Annotated in this window: 24 protein-coding genes; 9 read left to right on the forward strand and 15 right to left on the reverse strand. The window is 37.0% G+C overall.

Annotated features, from left to right (window positions below):
• The first annotated feature begins 21 nt into the window (after positions 1 to 21).
• The 3 genes from yiaA (at position 22) to FW781_RS06085 (ending at position 3,628) form a co-directional block, all read left to right on the forward strand.
• Positions 22 to 414 (forward strand): inner membrane protein YiaA, encoded by a 393-nt coding sequence (yiaA, locus tag FW781_RS06075; protein ID WP_149386595.1) that lies wholly within the window; start codon positions 22 to 24, stop codon positions 412 to 414.
• Positions 415 to 599: 185 nt separating this feature from the next.
• Positions 600 to 1,922, forward strand: a complete 1,323-nt coding sequence (locus FW781_RS06080; RefSeq protein WP_149386596.1) for a BspA family leucine-rich repeat surface protein — start codon at positions 600 to 602, stop codon at positions 1,920 to 1,922.
• A gap of 32 nt (positions 1,923 to 1,954) precedes the next feature.
• Positions 1,955 to 3,628, forward strand: a complete 1,674-nt coding sequence (locus tag FW781_RS06085; RefSeq protein WP_149386597.1) for a BspA family leucine-rich repeat surface protein — start codon at positions 1,955 to 1,957, stop codon at positions 3,626 to 3,628.
• Positions 3,629 to 3,680: 52 nt separating this feature from the next.
• Here FW781_RS06085 and purE read toward each other — a convergent pair whose 3' ends face one another.
• A complete protein-coding gene (gene purE, locus FW781_RS06090) occupies positions 3,681 to 4,184 on the reverse strand; it encodes a 5-(carboxyamino)imidazole ribonucleotide mutase (RefSeq protein WP_034699885.1) in 504 nt (167 codons plus the stop codon).
• A gap of 213 nt (positions 4,185 to 4,397) precedes the next feature.
• Here purE and FW781_RS06095 point away from each other — a divergent pair, with 213 nt between their 5' ends.
• The 3 genes from FW781_RS06095 to FW781_RS06105 all read left to right on the forward strand — a co-directional run bounded on the left by FW781_RS06095 (position 4,398) and on the right by FW781_RS06105 (position 8,141).
• The gene (locus FW781_RS06095) at positions 4,398 to 5,306 is read left to right on the forward strand and encodes a DMT family transporter (protein ID WP_149387369.1); all 909 of its coding nucleotides are present in this window, start codon (positions 4,398 to 4,400) and stop codon (positions 5,304 to 5,306) included.
• A 141-nt stretch (positions 5,307 to 5,447) separates the two neighbouring features.
• Entirely contained in the window at positions 5,448 to 6,011 is a 564-nt protein-coding gene (locus tag FW781_RS06100) for a hypothetical protein (RefSeq protein WP_149386598.1), read from the forward strand.
• Between the two features lie 6 nt (positions 6,012 to 6,017).
• Positions 6,018 to 8,141, forward strand: coding sequence for a cation:proton antiporter (locus FW781_RS06105; protein ID WP_149386599.1), 2,124 nt, complete (start codon positions 6,018 to 6,020; stop codon positions 8,139 to 8,141).
• A gap of 293 nt (positions 8,142 to 8,434) precedes the next feature.
• Here the strand turns inward: FW781_RS06105 and FW781_RS06110 are convergent, their stop codons facing one another.
• A complete protein-coding gene (locus tag FW781_RS06110) occupies positions 8,435 to 9,547 on the reverse strand; it encodes a 5-(carboxyamino)imidazole ribonucleotide synthase (protein WP_149386600.1) in 1,113 nt (370 codons plus the stop codon).
• A 25-nt stretch (positions 9,548 to 9,572) separates the two neighbouring features.
• Positions 9,573 to 10,124 (reverse strand): DUF1543 domain-containing protein, encoded by a 552-nt coding sequence (locus FW781_RS06115; protein WP_149386601.1) that lies wholly within the window; start codon positions 10,122 to 10,124, stop codon positions 9,573 to 9,575.
• Between the two features lie 97 nt (positions 10,125 to 10,221).
• On the opposite strand from FW781_RS06115, the gene FW781_RS06120 reads away from it, so the two are divergent.
• On the forward strand, positions 10,222 to 11,052 hold the full coding sequence (locus tag FW781_RS06120) for a sulfite exporter TauE/SafE family protein (protein ID WP_149386602.1): 831 nt from the start codon (positions 10,222 to 10,224) through the stop codon (positions 11,050 to 11,052).
• Complete coding sequence (locus FW781_RS06125; RefSeq protein WP_047378474.1) at positions 11,052 to 11,435, forward strand: DUF1634 domain-containing protein; 384 nt, start codon at positions 11,052 to 11,054, stop codon at positions 11,433 to 11,435. Before FW781_RS06120 ends, FW781_RS06125 begins: the two co-directional genes overlap by 1 nt.
• Before the next feature lie 3 nt (positions 11,436 to 11,438).
• Here FW781_RS06125 and gloA2 read toward each other — a convergent pair whose 3' ends face one another.
• Positions 11,439 to 11,816 carry an SMU1112c/YaeR family gloxylase I-like metalloprotein gene (gene gloA2 / locus FW781_RS06130; RefSeq protein ID WP_149386603.1) on the reverse strand — a complete coding sequence of 126 codons (378 nt, stop codon included), beginning with the start codon at positions 11,814 to 11,816 and terminating at the stop codon, positions 11,439 to 11,441.
• A 34-nt stretch (positions 11,817 to 11,850) separates the two neighbouring features.
• Positions 11,851 to 12,291, reverse strand: coding sequence for a nuclear transport factor 2 family protein (locus FW781_RS06135; RefSeq protein WP_149386604.1), 441 nt, complete (start codon positions 12,289 to 12,291; stop codon positions 11,851 to 11,853).
• A gap of 79 nt (positions 12,292 to 12,370) precedes the next feature.
• Between FW781_RS06135 and FW781_RS06140 the strand changes: the two genes are divergently transcribed.
• Entirely contained in the window at positions 12,371 to 13,486 is a 1,116-nt protein-coding gene (locus FW781_RS06140; RefSeq protein ID WP_228720147.1) for an endonuclease/exonuclease/phosphatase family protein, read from the forward strand.
• A gap of 42 nt (positions 13,487 to 13,528) precedes the next feature.
• Here the strand turns inward: FW781_RS06140 and FW781_RS06145 are convergent, their stop codons facing one another.
• The 10 genes from FW781_RS06145 to FW781_RS06190 all read right to left on the reverse strand — a co-directional run bounded on the left by FW781_RS06145 (position 13,529) and on the right by FW781_RS06190 (position 23,330).
• Entirely contained in the window at positions 13,529 to 14,587 is a 1,059-nt protein-coding gene (locus FW781_RS06145) for a diphosphomevalonate/mevalonate 3,5-bisphosphate decarboxylase family protein (protein WP_149386606.1), read from the reverse strand.
• A gap of 21 nt (positions 14,588 to 14,608) precedes the next feature.
• On the reverse strand, positions 14,609 to 16,378 hold the full coding sequence (locus FW781_RS06150) for an AMP-dependent synthetase/ligase (protein WP_149386607.1): 1,770 nt from the start codon (positions 16,376 to 16,378) through the stop codon (positions 14,609 to 14,611).
• Complete coding sequence (locus tag FW781_RS06155) at positions 16,375 to 17,388, reverse strand: NAD-dependent epimerase/dehydratase family protein (protein ID WP_149386608.1); 1,014 nt, start codon at positions 17,386 to 17,388, stop codon at positions 16,375 to 16,377. Before FW781_RS06155 ends, FW781_RS06150 begins: the two co-directional genes overlap by 4 nt.
• Before the next feature lie 259 nt (positions 17,389 to 17,647).
• A complete protein-coding gene (locus FW781_RS06160) occupies positions 17,648 to 18,652 on the reverse strand; it encodes an MvdD family ATP-grasp ribosomal peptide maturase (protein WP_149386609.1) in 1,005 nt (334 codons plus the stop codon).
• A complete protein-coding gene (locus tag FW781_RS06165) occupies positions 18,645 to 19,601 on the reverse strand; it encodes an MvdC family ATP-grasp ribosomal peptide maturase (protein WP_149386610.1) in 957 nt (318 codons plus the stop codon). Before FW781_RS06165 ends, FW781_RS06160 begins: the two co-directional genes overlap by 8 nt.
• 74 nt (positions 19,602 to 19,675) lie before the next feature.
• Entirely contained in the window at positions 19,676 to 19,900 is a 225-nt protein-coding gene (locus FW781_RS06170; RefSeq protein WP_047387582.1) for a microviridin/marinostatin family tricyclic proteinase inhibitor, read from the reverse strand.
• Positions 19,901 to 19,952: 52 nt separating this feature from the next.
• Entirely contained in the window at positions 19,953 to 20,189 is a 237-nt protein-coding gene (locus tag FW781_RS06175) for a microviridin/marinostatin family tricyclic proteinase inhibitor (RefSeq protein ID WP_149386611.1), read from the reverse strand.
• 114 nt (positions 20,190 to 20,303) lie between these two features.
• Positions 20,304 to 21,083 carry an alpha/beta fold hydrolase gene (locus FW781_RS06180; protein WP_149386612.1) on the reverse strand — a complete coding sequence of 260 codons (780 nt, stop codon included), beginning with the start codon at positions 21,081 to 21,083 and terminating at the stop codon, positions 20,304 to 20,306.
• A gap of 102 nt (positions 21,084 to 21,185) precedes the next feature.
• Positions 21,186 to 21,905 carry a pyridoxine 5'-phosphate synthase gene (locus FW781_RS06185; RefSeq protein WP_149386613.1) on the reverse strand — a complete coding sequence of 240 codons (720 nt, stop codon included), beginning with the start codon at positions 21,903 to 21,905 and terminating at the stop codon, positions 21,186 to 21,188.
• A 156-nt stretch (positions 21,906 to 22,061) separates the two neighbouring features.
• Positions 22,062 to 23,330 (reverse strand): mechanosensitive ion channel family protein, encoded by a 1,269-nt coding sequence (locus FW781_RS06190; RefSeq protein WP_149386614.1) that lies wholly within the window; start codon positions 23,328 to 23,330, stop codon positions 22,062 to 22,064.
• Between the last annotated feature and the right edge of the window lie 104 nt (positions 23,331 to 23,434).

Genomic DNA, 23,434 nt, shown 5'->3' on the forward strand with positions numbered 1-23,434 from the left:
TCTTAAATAAAACATTAAACTATGAAAAAACAAAGAGTATCGAATGCATTCGTCGCAGCATCATGGGTAGCATTGGGAGCAGGAATGATTGGTTTTATTGTTGGTCTTGCAAGAGCTGAAATGCTGCTGAATGAAAAAGGATATTATTTCACTATTCTTCTTTATGGCTTATTTGCTGTTGTTTCGCTACAGAAAGCAGTACGGGACAGATTAGAAAATATTCAGGTAACCGATATTTATTACGGGATCTGTTGGTTTGCCACATTATCATCCATCGTATTACTAGCCATTGGGCTTTGGAATGCCACTATCCTTCCAAGTGAAAAAGGTTTTTATGCCTTTGCCTTTTTGCTCGCGCTCTTCGGAGCTATAGCAGTCCAGAAAAATACACGTGACAATATACTTCAGGAATAAAGTACAACTCTCCAAAACGGAGAGTTTTTTATTTGGCAACAATAAACAATATTCAAAACAACAGCGAATAATATCATTAATATTTTAAAATTTCATTATATTTATATCATAAAATAGAGATATAAACAAAAACATTTACATATCTTTATTTCTTACCTCAAAAACTAATACCATAAACTATAAACATGATTTTAAAAAAAATCCCGGTACTCATTTTCCTTTTGCTCACATTTATTGTAAAAGCACAAAATGAGTTCATCACCATCTGGAAAACTCAAAATGCCTCATTCATTAAATTTCCCGGCCGGGGAACCAACTTCAAGGTATCCTGGGAAGAAGTAGGATATCCTCAGCATAACGGAACAATAAACAATGTAACTTCTGCTACCGAATTCATTATCAACGTAGGTACACCTTTACATCCTGTACCATCTCAAGCCAGCTACAAAATTAAAATCAGTAACGGAAACGGAAGCTTTGATCAGGTGAGATTTTTTGATAATACATTAATTCCCACTTATAATGCTTCAGACCGCTCAAAAATCACCCAAATTGTACAATGGGGAAAAATAAAATGGAAAAGCTTTGACAATGCTTTTGTATATTGTGATAATATGGATGTAACAGCCACTGATGTGCCAGATCTCAGCATGGTTACCAGTATGCGCCAGATGTTTTATTTATGTATTTCACTAATCGGCAATCCCTCTTTCAATACCTGGAACACCTCTACCATTACAGATATGTATTATATGTTTGGTGATAATTATCTCTTTAACCAGCCACTGGGGAACTGGGATACTTCCAATGTTACAGATATGTCATATATGTTTGATTATACAGGATTCAATCAATCTTTGAGTAAATGGAATACCGCAAAGGTTACCACCATGGAACACATGTTTCATGATTCGGAAAATTTCAATCAGGATCTTCAAAACTGGAATACAGGAAATGTCACGAATATGAACGAAATGTTTCATAATACCGCTTTTAACCAGAATATCGGAAGATGGAATCTGGGTTCATTAACAACAGCTACCGGCATGTTTCTCAATTCTGCTATGAGTTGTCTGAATTATGACAAAACCCTTTACGGATGGAGCCAAAGCTCATCAACACCGGCCAATATAAATCTATCAAGCGCCTCACCATTAGTCTATTCTCATGCTGATGCAGTAGCCGCAAGAAATTATTTAATTAATAATAAAGGCTGGACGATATCCGGTGATGTTTACAATGGATTATGCAATCAGACACTTTCAACTTCTGAAACGGAGGTCAGCATTCAGTCCGCTATCTATCCGAATCCGGTAAAAGATCATATTTATCTGAAAAACATTCCAAATCCGGAAAGTTATATCATAACCGATATGAGCGGAAGAACTGTTGCTAAAGACAATCTGAAACACGAGGAAATTACTGTCAGACTTTTGTCTCCGGGAAATTATATTCTGCAGATCTTGACTAAAAATAAGATTTATTCATTTCCATTCATTAAGAAATAACGATAAAAACTAATAACCATAAAACGATAAATATGTTTTTTAAAAAAATCCCAACACTCATTTTTCTTTTGCTGATATTTCTGGTAAAGGCACAAAATGAATTTATCACGGTATGGAAACCCAGTCTTACCCCGCCTTCCTATCCTTATGCAGGCATTCCTGTTAACTCAAATAATAATCAGATCTGGTTTCCCGGAAGAGGAACAAATTATCAAATTTATTGGGAAGAAATAGGCTACCCTTCACACAATGCAACCTTAACGAATGTAACTTCTGCTTACCAGACCCTGATCGATTTCGGAGTACCACACAACCCCAATCCATCAGATGCTACCTACCGGTTGAAAGTAAGCAATGGAAACGGAAATTTTCACCAGATAAGATTTGCCGACTGGGACATGCTAAATGATAACGGAATTGTAGGAGATGTTCATAAAATACAATTGATAGAACAATGGGGAAATATTCAGTGGTCCTCTATGGAACAGGCATTTCAGGCATGCAAAATTTTAGATTTTACGGCAACAGATATTCCTGATCTGAAGGAGGTAACTGATTTGTCCAACATGTTTTTAGGCTGTTACAGCTTAGTGGGAAATTCCAGTATCAATACCTGGAACATTGCCAATGTAACAACGCTGTTGGGAACATTTTCAGGATGTTTTGTATTCAATCAGCCGGTTGGAGACTGGAATACATCCAATGTTACCATGATGGGCATAACATTCAGTGCGGCAAAGCTTTTCAACCAGCCACTGGCAAACTGGGATACCTCAAAAGTAACTGCTACTACGGCCATGTTTAGTGGAGCAACTCAGTTTAATCAACCTATTGGAAACTGGGATATGTCCAGTAATCTTGATGCAGAATTTATGTTCTCGAATGCCATCAATTTTAATCAGCCACTCGGAAACTGGAATACAACACAGATTATTGAAATGAATAATATGTTTGTGAGCGCAAAGGCTTTTAATCAGGATATCAGCGGCTGGGATACCCAAAACGTAAAATTCATGCATGGTATGTTTCAGAATGCTGAGAACTTTAACAGTAATATTTCCAACTGGGATACCAGAAAAGTAGAATGGATGCAGGATATGTTCAATGGTGCTAAAAAATTCAACCAAAATATAGGAAAATGGAATGTAAGCTTAGTAAAAAACATGAACAACATGTTCAGCAATGCCATTATTTTTAACCAAAACCTGGGAAGCTGGAATCTCAATTCATTACTGTACGCTTCCAATATGTTCAAAAACTCTGCGCTGAACTGCCAGAATTATGACAGTACCCTGTATGGCTGGAGCCTGAATCCTTCAACGCCAGATAATATCAACCTATCCTCAGTTTCTCCTCTTACCTATTCCCATAATGCAGCAATTACTGCAAGAAACTATCTGATTAACAACAAGGGCTGGACAATCATTGGAGATACCTATAACGGAGAATGTCAATCCTTCCTTGGAACTTCTGATATAAAGATAAAAGGTGAAATCAATATCTACCCCAATCCCGCCACTGATATTATTTATGTGAAAAATTCCGATGCAAAAGATTTTAAAATTATTGATATGAGCGGAAGAATTGTTTTAAGCGGAAATTTGGTGAATGAGCAAATCAACATCCAGGCATTAACGTCCGGAAATTATATTTTACAGCTTATTTTGAAAGATCAGACCATCTCTTCAAAATTCATTAAGAAATAAAATAAAAAAGCCTCGCAGAAAAGTGAGGCTTTTATTTTGAGTTTAAATGTAACTACTTGTCAAAATGATTAGGATGCTGAGCTTTGATATCATCCACCGTTCCTAATACTTTATCTTTCAGGGAATCCTGGTATTTCTGAAGTTTTGCTGCTACTTCTTCATTTCCGCTGCCTAAAATTTTTGCTGCTAAAATCCCTGCATTCAACGCTCCGTTCAAAGCTACGGTAGCTACCGGAATTCCACCAGGCATCTGAAGAATAGATAAAACAGAATCCCATCCGTCTATTGAATTACTGGACAGGATCGGAACCCCAATTACCGGAAGTGTAGTACAGCTTGCCACCATTCCCGGAAGGTGCGCCGCTCCTCCAGCCCCTGCTACGATTACTTTCAGTCCTCTTTCCTGAGCGGTTTTTGCATAATCGAACATTCTTTCCGGCGTTCTGTGTGCTGAAACTACAGTTAATTCATAAGGGATATCAAGGCTTTTAAGAAAATTTGCAGCCTGTTCCATGATCGGCAGATCACTCTGACTGCCCATAATAATTCCTACCATCTTCAATTTTATTAGATGTTCAAAGATAAAGAATAAAAATGTAAAGCTGGAAGTTGGAGAGAAGAAGCTGGAAGTTCTTTGATCACAATCAAATATTAAAGCCAAAGTCTACTCCATTGTCTCTCTTATCTGTATCATCAAAAATTGAAAAAACTGTATCCATTATTTTTTCTGCAAAACCTTTACATTTGTTTGTTACACTACTTATTTACATTGAAAGATTATAAACTTATTTTTGCTGTTCTTACCGTTGCTATGGTCTGGGGAACTACATTTTTGGCCATACGTGTGGCAGTGGAAACCATTCCTGCCTGGTTTGTAGCAGGAATCCGTCAGTTTTTGGCTTCTCTCATTATGCTTGTTGTTTTACTTTCCAGAAAGGAATTCAAGTGGATCGGCTGGAAGAGTTTGGGATATCAGATTATTTTTTCTTCCCTGATGCTTGTTGTTGCTAATGGTATGACTACAGTAGCCGAGGAAACTGTTTCGAGCAGTCTAGCCTCTCTTATCAGTGCCTGTTCACCTATCCTTGTTTTTCTGGGAAGTGTAGCTGTGGGATTGCAGAAATTCAGTTTACGGGCTCTCACTGGCGTTCTGCTATGTTTCAGCGGAATTCTTTTTATTTTCTGGGACGGACTGAAAGATCTCGCTAACCCGGATTACAGAATGGGGATGATCTTTCTGTTCTGCGCTATTGCAGGTTGGGCTTCCGGAACCATTTTCACCAAGAAATTAAATATCCAGAGCGGAAATATAACGTTAAATCTGTTTTATCAGTTCCTGTTTGCAGGTGTTGTTCAGATTATTTTTGCATTTCTGTTTTCTGAAAATTACAACTTCGGAAATTGGACCATAAAGAGTATTTCAGCCATGTTATACCTTTCTGTTTTTGGTTCAGTAGCCGCTTTTTTTGCCTTCCATTATGCACTGACGAAAATTTCACCGGTACAGGTTTCTATTCTGGCTTATATCAACACCATTATTGCTATATTTTTAGGATGGCTGATTATGGATGAGAAAGTGACTTTTAAGTTTATTCTTGCGGCTGTCATGATCATCTGTGGAGTTTTTATTATTAATTACAAACCGGAGATGTTTAAAAGACAAAAAATAGAGTCTTAAAGCAGAAAATAATACCAACAATCTTACCCAATCTATCCAACTGTTTTTTAACTTATTAAATATTTTAAAATCCAGATGCATTTCAAACAGGTTTGATATTCCCCTCATTTTTCTTATATTGTATACTCCAACCCATACAATATGCTGAAAAACACATTTTTTTTATTTCTGGTCTCTTCTTTTTTTCTTGTAAGCTGTGATTACAAAGAAAAGGAGAAAACCCTGACAGACAGAGAAAAACAATTATTAGAAAAAGAAAAAGTATTCGCGAAGAAAGAATCCGAATATCAGTCGCTCCTGAAAATGAGAGACAGCATTTTCGCCAAAAAAGATTCTGTAGTGATTGCAACCTGGCCCGCGGAAATTTCCGGCCCATGGAATGGAAAAGTAATCTGTACAGAATCCAACTGCAGTGAATATGCTGTGGGTGATCAACGTACTGATATCTGGGAATTTGATAACGATTCTACCCAGCCTATTACCAAAATTATCAATAACAATAATCTGGTAAGGCTGTATACGGGCAAATTTGAAAATAATGAGATCAGATTGTCTTTCAAAACAGATTCTACAGCGAAAAAGAATGTAGAAATGAGCGTTCTTCTTAATGATATTTCGGACAACAAGATCAAAGGAACAAGAACCATCACATCCGATGGCTGTACCGCCAAGTTCTCTGTTGAATTAGTACGTTCCACAAAATAAACACTTATGATTTTACTGAGTATACACAACCTGAGTCTTCCTATAGAAGATCCGGTACTGAAGTTCCTGTTGGTACTGGTCATCATTCTGGCAGCGCCATTGCTTCTGAATAAAATTAAAGTTCCCCACCTTTTGGGGCTTATCATCGCCGGAGCCATCATTGGTCCGAACGGATTCAATGTATTGTCCAGAGACAGCAGTATTGTGGTAACGGGAACTACCGGACTGCTTTATATCATGTTCCTGGCAGGTCTAGAGATTGATATGGGAGATTTTAAAAAGAACAAATGGAAAAGTCTCACCTTTGGTATCTATACCTTCACCGTTCCCTTTGTACTGGGATATCTTGGAGGATATTATATTTTACACTTTTCAATGTTGACCTCTATCCTGTTTGCCAGTCTTTTTTCGTCGCATACCCTTATCGCTTACCCGCTAGTGAGCAAATTGGGAATTGCAAAAAATAAGGCTGTCAATATCACCGTTGGAGGTACAATGATCACAGATATTCTGGCCTTATTGGTACTTGCCGTAATTGTAGGAATGTCCCAGGGAGATGTAGGAACAGAGTTTTGGGTTAAATTATCGGTTTCTTTCATTGTTTTTGCATTGATTGTACTGATTGTCTTCCCTATTATAGGACGTTGGTTTTTCAAAAGGGTGGAGGATAAAATCTCACAGTATATTTTTGTATTGGTCATGATTTATCTGGCTGCCATGCTTGCTGAACTGGCCGGTGTGGAGGCCATTATTGGAGCATTCTTTGCCGGATTGGCCTTAAACAGACTTATTCCTCACACTTCTTCTCTGATGAACAGGGTTGAATTTGTGGGTAATGCCATCTTTATTCCTTTTTTCCTGATCAGTGTGGGAATGCTGATTGATTTTAAAGTGTTCTTTAAAAGCTGGGAAACATTGGAGGTAGCCGGAATTATGCTGGTTGCATCTATCGGAGGAAAATATCTTTCTGCCATAGCTACTCAAAAAACATTCAGGCTGACCAAAGAGGAAGGAAAACTTATCTTTGGATTAAGCTCTGCCTCTGCAGCAGCAACACTGGCCTCTGTAATGGTAGGATACAACATCATCCTTTCTGAAACCGAAACCGGAGAACCGGTAAGATTACTGAATGAACATGTACTGAATGGCAGTATTTTATTGATCCTGATTTCATGTACCATATCATCTTTTATTTCAATGGCAAGTGCGCAGAAAATTGCTGAAAGTGATAATGAAGATACGGTTTCCGGAACTACGCATGAAGAAGAAAATATTCTCTTGGCAATCAACCATGAGGAAACAGTTGAAAGAATGGTGAATCTGGGAATTCTGATCAAAGCGCATTCCAATACGGAAGACCTGTTTGCCCTGAATGTCATCAATGAAGATAAAAATGAATCTTCAGTAAAGAATGCTGAAAAGCTTCTTCACCAGGCAGCAGATGCAGCCGCAGCCGCAGATGTGAAACTGCAGGCTTTAAAAAGATATGACAATGATGTTATCAATGGAGTAAATAATGTGATTAAGGAACAGAAAATCACAGACCTCATCATCGGACTGGAGGATGAAAAAGGGTTCTCCCCTTCTTTTGTTTATAATCTTTACAACGGTTACCTGCAGAATGATGATGTGAATGTGCTCGTATATCATGCTGCACAACCGCTTTCTACCATTAAAAAATATGCCGTCATGATTCCTGAGAATGCCGATAAGGATGCAGGATTCTTCCATGCATTGCTTAGAGTATGGAATATTGCCAGAAATTCCGGGGCTACAGTTGTTTTTTATGCCCCTGAAAACATCATTGATATTCTGCAGAAAATCATGAAAAAAGCCAGTATAGAAGCAGAATTTATTATTATGAGCACATGGCAGGATGGTGAAAGAACCGCTGCCCAGCTGAAAGATGATGAAGCACTGATTATCCTGATGGCAAAACGAGGTATGAAATCCTATATTCCACGAATGAGACTTATCCCGGAACTTCTCAACAGAAACCTGAGCGATAATAACTATCTTTTGATCTTCCCTTTCTCAGAATATGATAAAAACAGTCCGGAAATACGTTCTGTAGGAAATCACGGAGATTTTGTGGAGATCGGAAATGTGATTCAGAAGATTTTTAAATAAAGAAAGCTGGAAGCAGGAAGAGAGATGGTGGAAGTTATCTGAGTACGAATAATCATTTTTCCTAAAATCATTAAACAATTGAATTATCAATAGGATCGGGCTTTAGCCTAATATAAATGACATGAATACATTTGGCTTTAGCCGAAGCCTAAAATCAAGTTTTGGCTAAAGCCATTTGAATTAACAATTATTTTTAAACGGGCTAAAGCCCGTTCCTATTGAATAATCGCATAACAAAAGGGAGCTTGTTTTATTTTTTAAAACAGCTCCCTTTTTATATTTATTAAATGGGTTTATTCAGAAATTACCCTTACCATTCCTTTTACCTGTACAAGCTTTTCCATCAGCTCTTCTCTGGAATCTGCAAGAACGTTGATATGCCCCATTTTTCTTCCCGGCTTGGTTTCTGTTTTTCCGTATAAATGGATGTACGTTTCAGGAAGCTTTAAAACATCTTCCATTCCTTCGTATACTACTTTTCCTGCATATCCTTCCGCTCCTACCAGATTCAGCATTCCGCTGTAAGTAATTGCATCGGTATCTGCTAAAGGTAAGTTTTTAACGACACGGTACATCTGCTCAAACTGAGAATTGGTATTCCCTTCCTGGCTCTGATGTCCTGAATTGTGCAGTCTTGGTGCAGTTTCATTCACCCATATTTTTCCTTCTTTGTCAAGGAATAGTTCAATTGCAAATAATCCCGGAGAGTTCACTGCATTTAAAAATTTCTCTGTTATGGAATCAATTTGATTCTGAACATCTTCTGTTAAAAGAACCGGACATACATTGAAATCTAAAAGATTCAGCTTTGGATCAGCAACCATTTCCGTTACCGGGAAAATATTGGTTTCTCCTTTTTCATTTCTTGCCACAATTACGGAAAGCTCTTTTTCAATATCTACCAGACTTTCAATAACGGAAGCTTCCGCCCATAAATGCTGATAATCTTCTTCCGTTTTGATCACCTGTACTCCTTTTCCGTCATATCCACCTGTATTCATTTTCTGAACAAATGGCAATGGCATGATGATCTTTTCATCATTGTTCCATACTACCTGAAATTCAGGACTTGGAATATCATGGGTTTTATAAAATTCTTTCTGAAGGATCTTTTGCTGGATCGTTTTGATGATACTGGCATTAGGAACAACTCTTATTCCCTGCTTTTCAAGTTCTGCCAATGCATCAGCATTTACGTGTTCTATCTCAATGGTTACGACGTCTTTATCTTTTCCGAAGTTAAGAACCGTATCATAGTCATTAAAATTTCCCTGTGTAAAATATGATATCTTATGACATGGCGCATCAGAAGCCGGATCCAGTGTATAAAACTCATCATCATACTTCAGTGCACTTTGTATCAGCATTCTTCCCAGCTGTCCGCCTCCCAGAATTCCTATTTTCATTTTTTATTTTTATTAGATTTACTTTTTATTGAATTTTATCGATCTTTAAATATCCAAGCCCCATAGGGTTCTCCTGATTTTCTGCATCAGATTTTTTAAGAACGATAGCATATTTCTCTTTCATGTAAGCAGGAAGAATATCATTTACATTGAAGATATCGTCAATATCTACTCCATGCTTATCATCAATATGACTTACAGCTCCTTCAAAGCCCATTGTCTGATAAAACTCAGTAGCTTTTGCCCTTTTTACAATTTCCCCCATAGACTGCCCCACCATTAAGTGCTGCTCATGAAATTCTTCAAAAAAACCAGGCTTGTAGCCTCCCAGATTGAGAAAAAACAATTGATTTTCTGATGACCTCTCTCCTTTTTCTACTATTTCCACTTCATAGCCATCAGCAAATCTAACTTCCTGGTAACAATCCAGATGAATTTTACCTTCTGCTTCCTTCCAAAACTCTTTCATATCCGGAATCAAATCTTTAAGACTCTCTGCTATTCCGAAGAAAACATCGTGCTGCTCAATATTTCTCCCTTTAGGAGTTGCCCCAAGGATGACATAAAATAATTTCATTACATTTTTCATGCATGCAAAAATACGTTAAATTTATCTTTTTCAAATGTTTGGCAGACTACTACAATAATTTTATATTTGTAACATTATTTGTAGTATGTCAGAAATCATCATACTCTTCCTTGGCGCAATTTCCGCTGGTCTTTTAGGTTCACTTACGGGTTTAGGAGGAGGAGTTATTATCATTCCTTTATTAACGCTGGGTTTTGGCGTTCCAATGCATTATGCTATCGGTGCTTCACTCATTTCTGTGATTGGTACCTCTTCCGGCGCGGCTGTAGCTTTCGTCAAAGAAGGATTTACCAATATGAGAATCGGAATGTTTCTTGAAATTGCCACCACAGCAGGAGCTATTGCAGGTGCCCTTGTTTCGGGAATGCTTAATCCCAATACAATCGGAATTATTTTCGCCAGTATTCTTCTTTTAACAGTTATTTTAAACCTTAAGGGGAAGCCTGATCACCAGCAGCCTTTGGTGAAAGGAAGCCTTGAAGAAAAACTGAAATTGTATGGAACATTCCCTGATAAAGGAGTATTGAAAAACTATTCCGCAAGAAATACAGTTCCCGGATTTTTGATGATGATGTTTGCCGGTGCAATGTCTGGTCTATTAGGAATAGGTTCTGGTGCATTGAAGGTACTGGCAATGGACAATATGATGAAACTGCCTTTCAAGGTATCTACAACGACCAGTAATTTCATGATCGGAGTAACGGCCGTAGCCAGCGCACTGATCTATTTCCAGAGAGGAGAAATCATTCCTGTCATTGTAGCTCCGGTACTGATAGGAGTTGTCATCGGAAGTTTTATCGGTTCAAAAACGCTGATGGTATCAAAGACAAAAAAATTAAAGGTATTTTTTGCCATTGTGATTACTATTCTGTCAATTTACATGATGTATAACGGTATCAATAAAAGCTTCAGATAATGAAAAAGAATTTTACAGATGTAGATCTGAACCGCTCCGTAGGAAATCTTCTGAGACTGGGTGTTATTCTTTCTGTAGCAACATCCCTGATTGGTTTTATCAAATTATTTTTTGAAGGTTTTAAAATGCCTGAAAAATATACAAGCCTTGTGGTAGGTACTTCTTCAGAGAAAGTATGGGGACATTTCTGGAATTCCCTGTGTAAAGGAGAAGGAATGGCTATTATTCAACTGGGAATTCTTCTGCTGATCTTCACCCCTTTAATGAGAATTGTTTTCGCTTTAATAGGGTATTTAAAAGAAAAAGACTACGTATATGTAGTCATTTCTTCTATTGTTTTAGCGATTATGGCGGTGAGCTTCTTTGCAGGCTACGCCCACTAATTTTTATAGTTCATAAAATTCTAACGGCAATTGATCGGGATCCTGGGTAAAGAAAAATTCTTTTCCGGTGAATTCATCTATGCGGATTTCTTCACAGTTCAGTCCCTTTGCTATCAGTTCATTCCGTTTTTCTGAAACATTTTCAACAGAAAAGGCAAGATGTCTTAAACCACATGCTTCAGGACGTGACGGGCGTTGCGGAGGATTGGGAAAAGAAAACAGCTCAATCACATAATGATCTCCTATTGCCAGATCAAGTTTATAAGACTGTCTTTCTTCACGGTACACTTCCCGGATGATATTCAGATTTAAAATTTCTGTATAAAATTTCTTTGAAACTTCATAATCTGAACAGATGATTGCAATATGATGGATCTTCATTTTTTATTTTAAACTAATTTTCAATTGAACTTTATTATTGTATTTCTTTACAGTTATCTTTTCTTCTCGTGTCAATAATATACTGGATTTTCCATTCATTGTTCTGCTTCACCAGCTGAAAGCTATTTGCCCCGCAATGAGATAATTTTCCTTTTAAGTAAAAAGAATAAGGCGTAAATACACTGGCCAGGTTTCCATCCGTATGAATGGCTTCTACTACAATCCTTTCATCCAGATCTCCTTTTGTAAATTTTGACACCGAAGCAACAAAATCCGCTATGCTGTCACTTTTTACAACACCATCCTTTGTGATCGTTTGAAGAACTGCATTCTCTGCAAAGGCTGATTTTACCAATTCTGGATCTGCATTTTTCATGCCAAGGAACAGGTTACGGATAGGTTTTTCAACATCTTTATTTTGTTGGCCGAAGCATGAAATGCTGATCAGAACAAGAAATATAATTGTTTTATTCATGATATAGGTTTAGATCATTAAAAATAGATAAAATAAAATTTAAATTGATTAGCAGTTTTTAAAATTCATTTTCCTTAAATTGTGGTCAAAATTATTTCAGAGCTTTTATATGTGGATTATCTATCTGACTTTAGCCATTCTTCTTCTGGTCATGACCATACTGCCAAAAATTCAGCACTCTCACTGGATATTCAGAGTTCCGGAATTTGCTAAAATACAGATCACTTACCTTATCTTTTTCACCTTTCTATTAGGGCTTTTTACTGATTCTAAAGAATATTTATGGTATTATCAGGGTCTTCTGCTGGTTTTGTTTGTTCATCACAGCCATACCCTCATCAAATACACCCGTTTTTATCCTGTAAAAAAACACAGACAACGTCACAAGTCTTCTGATAAACTGCATTTTATTTCTGCTAATGTTTATCAGTTCAATAAAGAATATGAAAAATTCACCGGGCTTATTAAAAAATATAACCCCGATTTTTTCATGACTATGGAAAGCAATGGTGACTGGGAAAAGGCAATGAGATCTGTGGAAAAAGAATATTGCTACCAGCATAAAGTGACTCTTGAAAACACTTACGGCATGCATTTCTATTCCAGGATTGAAATCAAAGAAGCAAAGACCCATTATTTCGTTGCTGATGATATCCCCAGTATTGAGGTACATATGAAAACAGCTGATGGTTTTTCTTTTGTTTTCTTCGGGGTTCATCCTCCGCCGCCAAGTCCTACAGAAGAGGAAACATCAAAGGAAAGAGATGGAGACCTTCTGAGCACAGCCAAATGTGTAAAAGACATCAAAAAGCCTGTGATTGTAGTGGGAGACTTCAATAATGTTGCATGGTCAAGATCATCCGTACTTTTCAGAAAAACAAGTCATCTTATAGATCCGAGAATAGGCCATTCCTTCGTTTCTACCTTCCATGCAAAATACCGTCTTTTAAGGTTTCCTATCGATCTGATGTTTCACAGTGAGGATATTTTTATTAAACAGCTGAAGACATTGGAAAATTTTGGTTCAGACCACCTTCCGGTATACTGTGAGTTTTTTATAGACCATCACAATGATGAACAGGAAGAATTGATTGAAACAGCGACTTCCGAAGAGAAAGCAGAGGCTGAAATTATGATAGAGGAAGGAAAAAAAGAAGATGGCGACCGGGAAACTGTCGTTACTGAAGATTTATAAAAAAAAGTGGGCTAAAGCCCACTCCTATTGAATATTATTTATTTAAAATTTCATTACATCCTTCACTACTCCATTCTTCTGGGTGTGCTGTAATAATTCAGCTTCAATGAAGGCTTTAATCTGCTCTTCGGAACCATTATTTGGAAACAAAAGATGAACATTCGCTCCAGCATCCAAGGTAAAGAATAAAGGAAGCCGTGTTTCTCTTCTGAAATCCCAGATCTTATTGATAACTTCCAGTGTTCCTGTTTTCATCAGGATAAAAGCTGGATCACTCATCATCATCATCGCATGTAATGTAAGTGCTTCATGTTCTACCAACTTGATGAAACGTTCCATATCTCCGTTTTTCAGAATCTCTTTCATCGGAACAAAATTCTCTCTTGCCTCCTGGAATCTTCTTTCTGCGTAAGGATTGGTATTCATCAGCCCGTGTCCTACCGTTGAGGAAACACTTTTCTGGCCCTCATGAATTAACAGTACCCAATCATTAAAGTTTTTGAATACTTCATGAATTTCATCATCCGGATACTGTACCCCAAACAAATCTGAACTTTCTTCCACCTCATCAGTTTTCCCCCACACCACAAGTCCGTTGTATAAGCTTCGGCACGCACTGCCACTTCCTAATCTTGCCAAAAATGACGCTTTTCTTAAAGATTCTTCTTCAGAATTTCTTCCTGTAAATGAAGCATCCAATGCCATCAGACATTTTGCAATGGCTCCAAATCCTGAAGCAGAGCTTGCAATTCCTGAACTGTGGGGAAATGTATTTTCTGTTCTGATAACATATTTTCCTTTTAAGATCCAGGGAAGATACTGTTCTATATTTTTGAAATATTTCTCTATTTTTTCGGCAAACTTCACTTCTTCATTTCCAGCCAGAAAGGTCTGTACCGAAAAAGCTTCGTCCACGATGAATTCCATTGAGGTATTGGTTTTACAATGGTTTAAAGTATAACTGATACTCGGATTGGCAGGAATCTGATCCGCATATTTTCCCCAGTATTTAATCAGGGCAATATTAGACGGACAGCTTTCTGAAACCGTTTGTGTATGAATGGTAAAATTTTCTTTTCCTATAAAATCTTGTGTCGTCATAGTCTAATTTAAGTGTACAGCTTAGTACATTTTCTCTATAATATCCGCGTATTTTTTGATCACTACATTTCTTTTGACTTTCAATGTAGGAGTAATTTCTCCTGTATTGATATCAAATTCTGCCGGCATCAAAGTAAATTTCTTCACTTTTTCATAGTCTGCCAGATGATTCTGCAATTCTTTTATTTTCTCTTTATAAAGGTTGATGATCTTTTCATTTTTTACAGCGTCTTCCCAATTGGTAAAAGGAATATTATTCTTCTTTATATAATCCTGTAAAAATTCAAAATTAGGAACAATCAACGCTGAAACAAACTGTCTTCCTTCCGCAATCAGCATAATCTGTTGGATAAAATTATTGTTGGTGAGAAGATTTTCGATCTGCTGCGGAGCAATGTATTTTCCATTGGACGTTTTCATCAGATCTTTGATTCTGTCTGTGATAATAAGGTTTCCTTTATCATCGAACTTTCCTGCATCACCGGTTTTGAACCATCCATCTTCAGTGAATACTTTCCGGGTTTCTTCTGGTTTATTGTAATAGCCTTTCATGATTCCGTTTCCTCTCGCGTGGATTTCATCGTTTTCCCCGATACGCATTTCTACTCCCGGTAAAGGCTTTCCACTGGTACCATGTTCAAAATGTGTTAAAGGGAAAAGTGTCAGAGTTGCAGTAGTTTCTGTCAATCCATAACCAACTGTCACGTGAATTCCTACTGATTCAAAGAAACGGGTAACTTCCGGTGACAATGAAGCGCCTCCGCAAGGCAAGAACCATAGTCTTCCCCCCATTTTGTTTTTAATTTTACTGAAAACCAGCATATCAGCAACAGATTCTTTGAATTTTAACCCAAAAGGAACCGGTTTTTCATTTCTTCTCAATTCAGCGGTTTCCCATCCGGTTTTAAGCGCCCAGTCAAAGATTTTTTTCTTCAGTGACGAACCTTCTTCTGCCTTTTCCAAAACTCCGGCATATACTTTCTGGAAAAATCTTGGTACCGCACACATGGCAGTAGGTTTTACTTCTTCCAGTGCTTTGGCTACATTTTTAGGATCTTCCAGGAAATAAACACGGGCACCGCCATACAGACACAATAAACTCCAGCTTCTTTCAAAAACATGGCTCAGTGGTAAGAATGCCAATGAAAGCTCTTCTTCAAAGTTTTTAAATTTAAAAAATTCAAAGTGGGAATCAAATGCTTTAATAAAATTCCCATGAGTAAGCATTACACCTTTCGGGATTCCGGTAGTTCCGGAAGTATAGATTAATGTAGCAGTATCATCGTTTTCTTTCTTACAGATCTCCAGCTTTGGTGAGGCTTTTGCGATAAAATCTTCAAGATAAAAACTATTGAATTCTTTCTTGATCCACACTGCTTTTTTAGAAACAATAATGGTTTCAAGATTATTTTCTTCTTTATGTAAAAACTCAAGACAGGCATCATACTGCATCTGGTTTCCTACTAAAACAGCTTTAGCTCCGGAATCGTTTATAATATGTTCTGCCTGCTCGGCATTATTGGTTGAATAAATAGGTACCGTAACAGCACCGATGGCCATTGAAGCAAGGTCAACGATCATCCATTCTGATGAGTTATCCGAATAAATAGCGACTCTGTCATTTTCCTGAACTCCAGCTTCCTTTAAGGCATTGGCCGTTTTAAAAATAACCTCACTGAATTTTTTCCAGCTCAGCTCCTTCCAGGCTGTATCTTTCTTTTTAAATCCGATGGCCGCTTTTATAGGATGTTTTTCTACATTTTTAAGGATAATTGCCTCTGCAAGATTCATTTCTTCAGCTTTTTGTCGTTAATATAATTATTCAGGTGAAAGTCTATACTTTCTTTTACAGGAATAAACTGATAGTTCAGTTTTTCTTTGACTTTGTGATTGGAAATGGTATTGAACGAAGAAATGGCTTCAATATTTGATTTGGTGACCATTTTCAGTTTGGGAATCAACCATCCGAAAAGGATATTGGCTATTCTTCCGATATTTAATACCGATTGTGAAAGAATTCTCGCATCTTTAAGTCCCAGGCGGGTTCTTACCTGTTTTGCCAGGTCGGCATATCTGTTATTTTCAGCAACAATGATGAAACGTTCTCCGAAAAAATTATTTTCCATCAGCCCGATTGCAGTATTGGCTACATCTCTTACATCAACGTAAGCAGAACCTCCTGAAAAAGTAAAGCTATTGTCTTCAAAGGTTGAGAAAAGTTCCCCACTGCTTTGATTCCAGTTTCCGCTTCCTACGATCATTCCCGGATTGATAATCACTACATTCAAACCTTCTGCAGAAGCTCGCCATGCTTCCATTTCAGATAAATGTTTTGAAATAGCATAAGCAGAGTGTTCCAGTTTAGGATTGAAGTCAGAATCTTCGTCCAGTTCTCCTTTTTCATTGAAATTATCAAGAACGGCAACGGAACTCACATGAAGAAATTTTTTAACGTCTGATCCTTCACAGGCAAACAATAGGTTTTCTGTACCTTTGATGTTTGTACGGTACATTTCTTTTTCATCTTTCGGATGAAAGCTCACTTTTGCAGCACAATGATACACCTCATCCACACCTTGCAATGCTGTTGTCAGGGAATTGAGATCATCAAAATCTACGTTTACCCATTCGACCCTGTTGAAAAAATCGTCTGGATTTTCCGTATAAAAGCTGTATGAATGCTTTACTTCGTTTAAATTGCTGCCCGGTCTTTTGGAAGCACGTACATTTTTACCTCTTTTAAGAAGTTCAAGTACAATTATCCTTCCCAGAATCCCGGTGGCACCCGTTACAAAAATCATTAATTATTTTCTTGATTGCTGACTAAAATATAACAATATTTTCTATCCGGCAATTCTTCCGGATCCGGCAAAAATTCCTCAGAAAAACTGCTTTTTGCAAATTTGCGATTTTTAAAGCATAATTCAACTTTATTTAACCAATATTATCACACACAAATCAACAAACCGGAAAAATTTTAATCACAAAACGTCACTATATTTAAAAGTCCTGAAAGAATGTACAACTTTCAGGACTTTTATGATTAAAAATGCTTTGTTCTTAAGCCATTACCTCATTATTTCTTCTTGGAGCTTTATCGCAAAGAACGTCTGCAATGCTCTTGGAAATAAGGTTTCCTTCTGTAAGATTATCCAGCCAGAAGAATTCTCCTGCTGCATTGATCTCGATGAAGTAGTATTCATCTTCAGGGGAAACAATCATATCGATTGCTCCATAGTCTACATTATAGATATCGAGAAGTTCAAGCAGTTTTGCTTCTACATCTGCCGGAAGTTCAGTTCTGTTCCATTTATCAATAAGATTGATCCCGTCTTTTCTCCAGTCTACTTTAGCATCTTCAGATTGCTGGGAGTCTATTTCAAATGCATACACCTCTCTTCCCACAATGGTAATACGAAGTTCTTTTTTCTTTTGAATCATCTGCTGGAACTGCATAGGGCAGTATAACAAGGTATCAAGCTCTTCCAATTTATCTTCGCTGACAACGTTGGTAAATACTACATTTTCGATACCATCCTCATAAATAGCAAAACCGGTTTGCATTTTGGCTACAACATTATGATGTTTCAGAATAAATTTTCTGGCTTCATCAGGATTGTTGGTAAGACATGTGGCCGGAATGGTCAGCCCTAATTTATCTGCAATTTTCAATTGTTCTTCTTTACTGTCAAGTCTTCTGTAAACACTTGGCTTACCTAAAGAATAAGCATCCACAGATTCAAAGAAACCGAAAAGTGTGTTTCTGATTTCACCCATTGCCGCTCCGTAAAACTTAGAGTCCATTTCTTCTTTCAGGCCTGTTCCTATATTGTAAGCCCTTCTGTACCAGATGGCAGAAATATCATCCAAACGATGTTTTGCATCCGGAGTTTCAAGAAAACTTATCCATTCTCCATCCTGAAAAATGGTAGACAGTTTGTTTTGTAAAGGGTAAACGTCAACATCAAAACGAATGACTTCACAGTTATTTTTCTCAATGTATTCTGTTACTTTTTCAATAGAAAAATTATCTGCGGTATGGGTTATAATTAAAATTTTATTCATGGAAATTGATTCTGTTGATAAGATTATCGGCAATTCTTTCTGCAATGGGAAATCCCAGTTCTTTTTGCAGCATTCCCCACTCTCCCTGTGGATTGACTTCAAGGAAATAGTATTGGCCGTCTCTTCCTTTGATCATATCAATAGCTCCTATATAAAGTCCCATTTCATGCATCATGGAAGTAAGATTGGCTTTTACAGACTCCGGAAGTTCATACGCTGACCAGAAATAGCCTTCATGTGCTATTCTCCAGTCTGCATTTTCACTGTTGTTGATCTTTCCTGTAAAGAAATCACCATCAACATAGACGATTCTCAATTCGTATTCTTTTTCAATATAAGGCTGAAAAATCATCGGACAGTAGGCGATATCTGAAAGGTGTTCCAGAGATTCTTCTTCAATAACCGTAGTGGAAATCATATTTTCTCCTGACATGGTTTTTGCCGTTACGCCATGAAGCTTAGCAATTGCTTTTCCCTGGCAGTATTGATGGAAAAATATTGTTATTTTTTCTTCATCATTGGAAAAAATGGTTTTGGGAATAGTTAAGTGATTTCTTTCTGCTACTTTTAACTGAAAAATCTTATTTCCATCAACCTTTTTTTCATTTTCATAAGGGTTAATCCAGGGAATATTCTCCAGGGTTGTTATCAGATTGTAACGCAGGCTACCGTATTCGTTCAGGAAAATTCTTTCATAGTCCTGATCCAATTCTTCAGGAGCACTGATTCTCCAGGCTTTTCTGTGCCATACTCCTTTAATAGCATCAGAATGAATGGTATTTCCAAACTCATCGGTCAATTCAAATGAGTTTTCATGAATGCTGATTTTCTGAAGATGATTCAGGCGGTCAGAATTCAGTCTGAAATAACGGATATTTTTGGAGGTCAGGTATTCGAAAAAGATATCGATATTATAAAAATCCTGTGAATGGGTAATGCAGAGAATCATTTGCCGGTTTTTATTAAAAAGGGAAACTTAATGTTTAAGTTTCCCCTACTATTTTTATTCCTATTCTACTGATTTTATAGTGGAATAGTGATTACATCATCATCACCGTCAGACGGATATTTCAGCGTGTGCATCATATCATCTTTCGGAGACGTTACAACGTCAATTGCCGGCTTTGTAATAACATCTCTTTCAGGAATTGACATATCAGTTCCTCCTTTTACCGTTTCAGGATCCTTAACTTGTTTTTCCAAGAATGAGGCGAAAAAGGGCTTCTTCTTTGAATTTTGGTTTTTCATAATGTTTAGTTTTGGTTTGATATATAATTAAGCTTAAGCTGTATGTATATTCTTACACATCTAAAACATCCTCATCTCCGTCAGAAGGATATTTCATGGTTACATTATCATTATCAGGCTTAGTAACATTATCCTTAAGAGGAGTAGTGATCTGATCCTGGAGAGATGTAGTAATCTGGTCTACCAGTACAGAAGTAATCCCTCCTCCTTTTACTGTTTCAGGGTCTTTAACCTGTTTTTCTAAGAATGACGCGAAAAATGGCTTCTTTTTTGAATTTTTGTTTTCCATAAGTTAATATTTTTATTGTTTTGGAAATCCAAAGTACAAAAAATTCAAATCATGGAGAAATAATATTAGTTTTTAATAAAATTTTAACATAATACTGAAAATCAAAGTATAAAATTAATTTAATCCAAGAAATTCCTTAACGACATTTGCAAAATCAACCGGGTTTTCAGCCTGCACCCAGTGTCCGGCATTTTTAACCGTAACTATTGTAGCTTTAGGAAATTGCTGTTTGATTCCGAATTCATCCTGCGGCAGGATGTAGTTGGATTTTGCTCCTGCTATAAATAATGTATCACCTCCAAAAACACCGAATTTTACAGCATTGGATACAAATTCAGTATATTTTTCAGATAATGTTTTAAGATTGAATCTCCAGCCTAGTTTTTTATTTTCGTCCCAATACAGGTTTTTCGTTAAGAATTGTATGGTAGATTTTTCAGGAATATACTGGTTCAGAACTGCTTCTACATCATTTCTTGAACCTACGGTATCGAAATCCACAGTTTCCAGAGCTTTGATAATTCCCTGATGATGAGGCGGATATGCTTTAGGTGAAATATCTACAACAATCAGTTTTTCAACACGTTCAGGATATTTTACAGCAAACTGCATTACTGCTTTTCCTCCTAAAGAATGCCCTAAAACATGAGCTTTCTGAATTCCATAATGATCCATATAGCGTGCAATATCATCCGCCAGATCATCATGAGACATACTTTCTGAATGAAAGCTTCTTCCGTGATTTCTAAGGTCAATCAGGTGTACGGGAAGATATTCTCCCAGATCTTTTCCGAAACTTCCCCAGTTGTCAAGCATTCCAAATAATCCGTGAAATACAAGAAGCGGCGTATTTGTTGAATTTTCGCCGAATATTTTTGAATTTAAAATTTCCATTTTTATAGAAGTTAAATGTGAGAAATTAGAAGTTAGATAACAAAAAAGATCAGAAACAAAGTTTTACCAACTTCTAGTATCTAGCTTCTAACATCTTATTTATTACCATTTTGCCAGTCTCTTTAAATAAGCCTGAACTGTATTTTCCAATCCCATATAAAGTGCTTCTGAAACCAAAGCATGCCCGATAGATACTTCCAGCAGGTTCGGAATGGTGTCGGCAAAGTATTTCAGGTTTTCCAAGCTTAGATCATGACCTGCATTGATTCCCAATCCGAAATTGGTAGCCTCAACTGCTGTATCATAATAAGGCTTTATAGCCTGTTCTTTATTCGTAAGATAATTTTTTGCGTAAGCTTCGGTATACAGTTCTATTCTGTCTGCGCCTGTTTTTGCTGCATATTCTACAAGCTCCGGCAAAGGATCAAGGAAAACAGAAGTACGGATACCTGCTTTTTTAAATTCTGCGATAATCTCTGTAAGGAAGTCGAAATGCTTTTTGGTATCCCAACCTGCATTGGAGGTAATAGCATCATCAGCATCCGGCACTAAAGTAACCTGCTCCGGCTTCACTTCCAATACCATATCGATAAAGCTCTGATGAGGATTTCCTTCAATATTAAACTCAGTCGTAACCAACGGCTTCAGATCATAGACATCTTTTCTTGTGATGTGCCTTTCATCAGGTCTTGGGTGGATGGTAATTCCCTGTCCTCCGAATTCCTGAATTTTTACAGCAGCTTCTGTAACACTTGGGGTTTCACCTCCTCTTGCATTTCTTAACGTCGCAATTTTATTAATGTTTACGCTTAGTTTTGTCATTTTTTATTTTAGATGTTAGATATGAGAAGTTAGAAGTTAGAAGCCTGAAGCGGGAAGAAACCCATACATTGTACTCCTATTTGTTTTTCTAAATTCATTATCATTTAAAAGTTTAATTAAAATTTGTTTAAAATGAGGCCGGAACTTCCAGCGCTTCTACACTTTTACACTTACCTGCATCACCTGAAGCTCAAATTCTTTTGAAGCGACTAATAAGTGATCGAAAATATCTGCCTGAATCTGTTCAAAACGTTCCCATTGAGAATCACTGGCAAAACAATATATTTCAAGAGGCAACCCTTGTGGCGTAATCTCTAGCTGACGCACCATACGGGTTCCGTTTTTGTCTACATCCGGATCATTTTCAATATATTTCTGTGCATAATATCTGAAAACACCGATATTGGTAAGCTGTCTTCCATTCACAATTTTATCTTTATGCTCCAGGCTCTCCTTTTCTTTTTTGATCTCTGAGGTTCTTTCTTCCAGGTAATCCGAAATCAGGTTAATCTCCTTTAACCGCTCAACATCCTCATCAGTCAGAAACTTAAAAGAATTGATGTTAAAATAGATTGATTTTTTTATTCTTCTTGTATTGGATTCAGACATCACCTGCATATTCTTGATCTCAGTGGTCATCAGATCATAAGTAGGGATAGTGGAAACTGTTTTATCAAAATTGGTGATCTTAGTTGTTAAAAGGTTTATTTCCGTAATATTCCCTTCAATAGTATACTTCGGAATGCTTACCCAGTCTCCTACTTTCAGGTTTTTGGAAGTCGCAACATGAAGCCCTGTTACAAATCCTAATATTGTATCTCTGAAAACCAGCACCAGCACCGCTGTAATCGCTCCAAGACTTCCTACGATAGTAGTTCCTTTGATCCCAAAGATCACACAAAAACCTACTACAGTAAATATAAAAAGTCCTAAGATCTTTACCGTTTCTGAAATGGCATTAAGTGCCATAATCTTGTAGAAATCCTGTTTGATACTGAAGTAGTTCCTGAAGGCCGTCAGTGACCTGTAGAGCATTCCTGCTAACATTAACACCAATCCCAGGTTAATACATCGTATAATAAAAATGGTTGTTTTGGGCAGTGCATTTTCCGGAAATATGGATCCCTGGATCCCAGCAACAGCAATCAAAGCAGCAAAATGAGCTACAGAGTTGGTGATTTTGGCCTGATAAATAGATTTTAAAATGGGAAATTTCTGTTCATTATGAAATAACCTGAAGACAGAATTGATGATGAACTTAAAAATAAAATCAGTTATTAAAAACAGGACAAGAAGTAAGCCCAGTTTTACAATAATATGGAAAACCCAGTCCAGCCCGGAAGGTGATATCTGGGTAATATAAATGTAAAGCTGTTCGCTCAGCTCCTGTATAAAGTTTTTAGTTTCTTGTAACTGGTCATTCATTACAGCAAATTTATGAAATTAAGAATCATCATTTTACTATTCATAATCAATTTTCATCCCAAAAGTTATTCACCAGAAGATATTTGATAAAAATATTTTCTGAG

The sequence above is a fragment of the Chryseobacterium panacisoli genome (assembly GCF_008274625.1).
GTDB lineage: Bacteria > Bacteroidota > Bacteroidia > Flavobacteriales > Weeksellaceae > Chryseobacterium > Chryseobacterium panacisoli.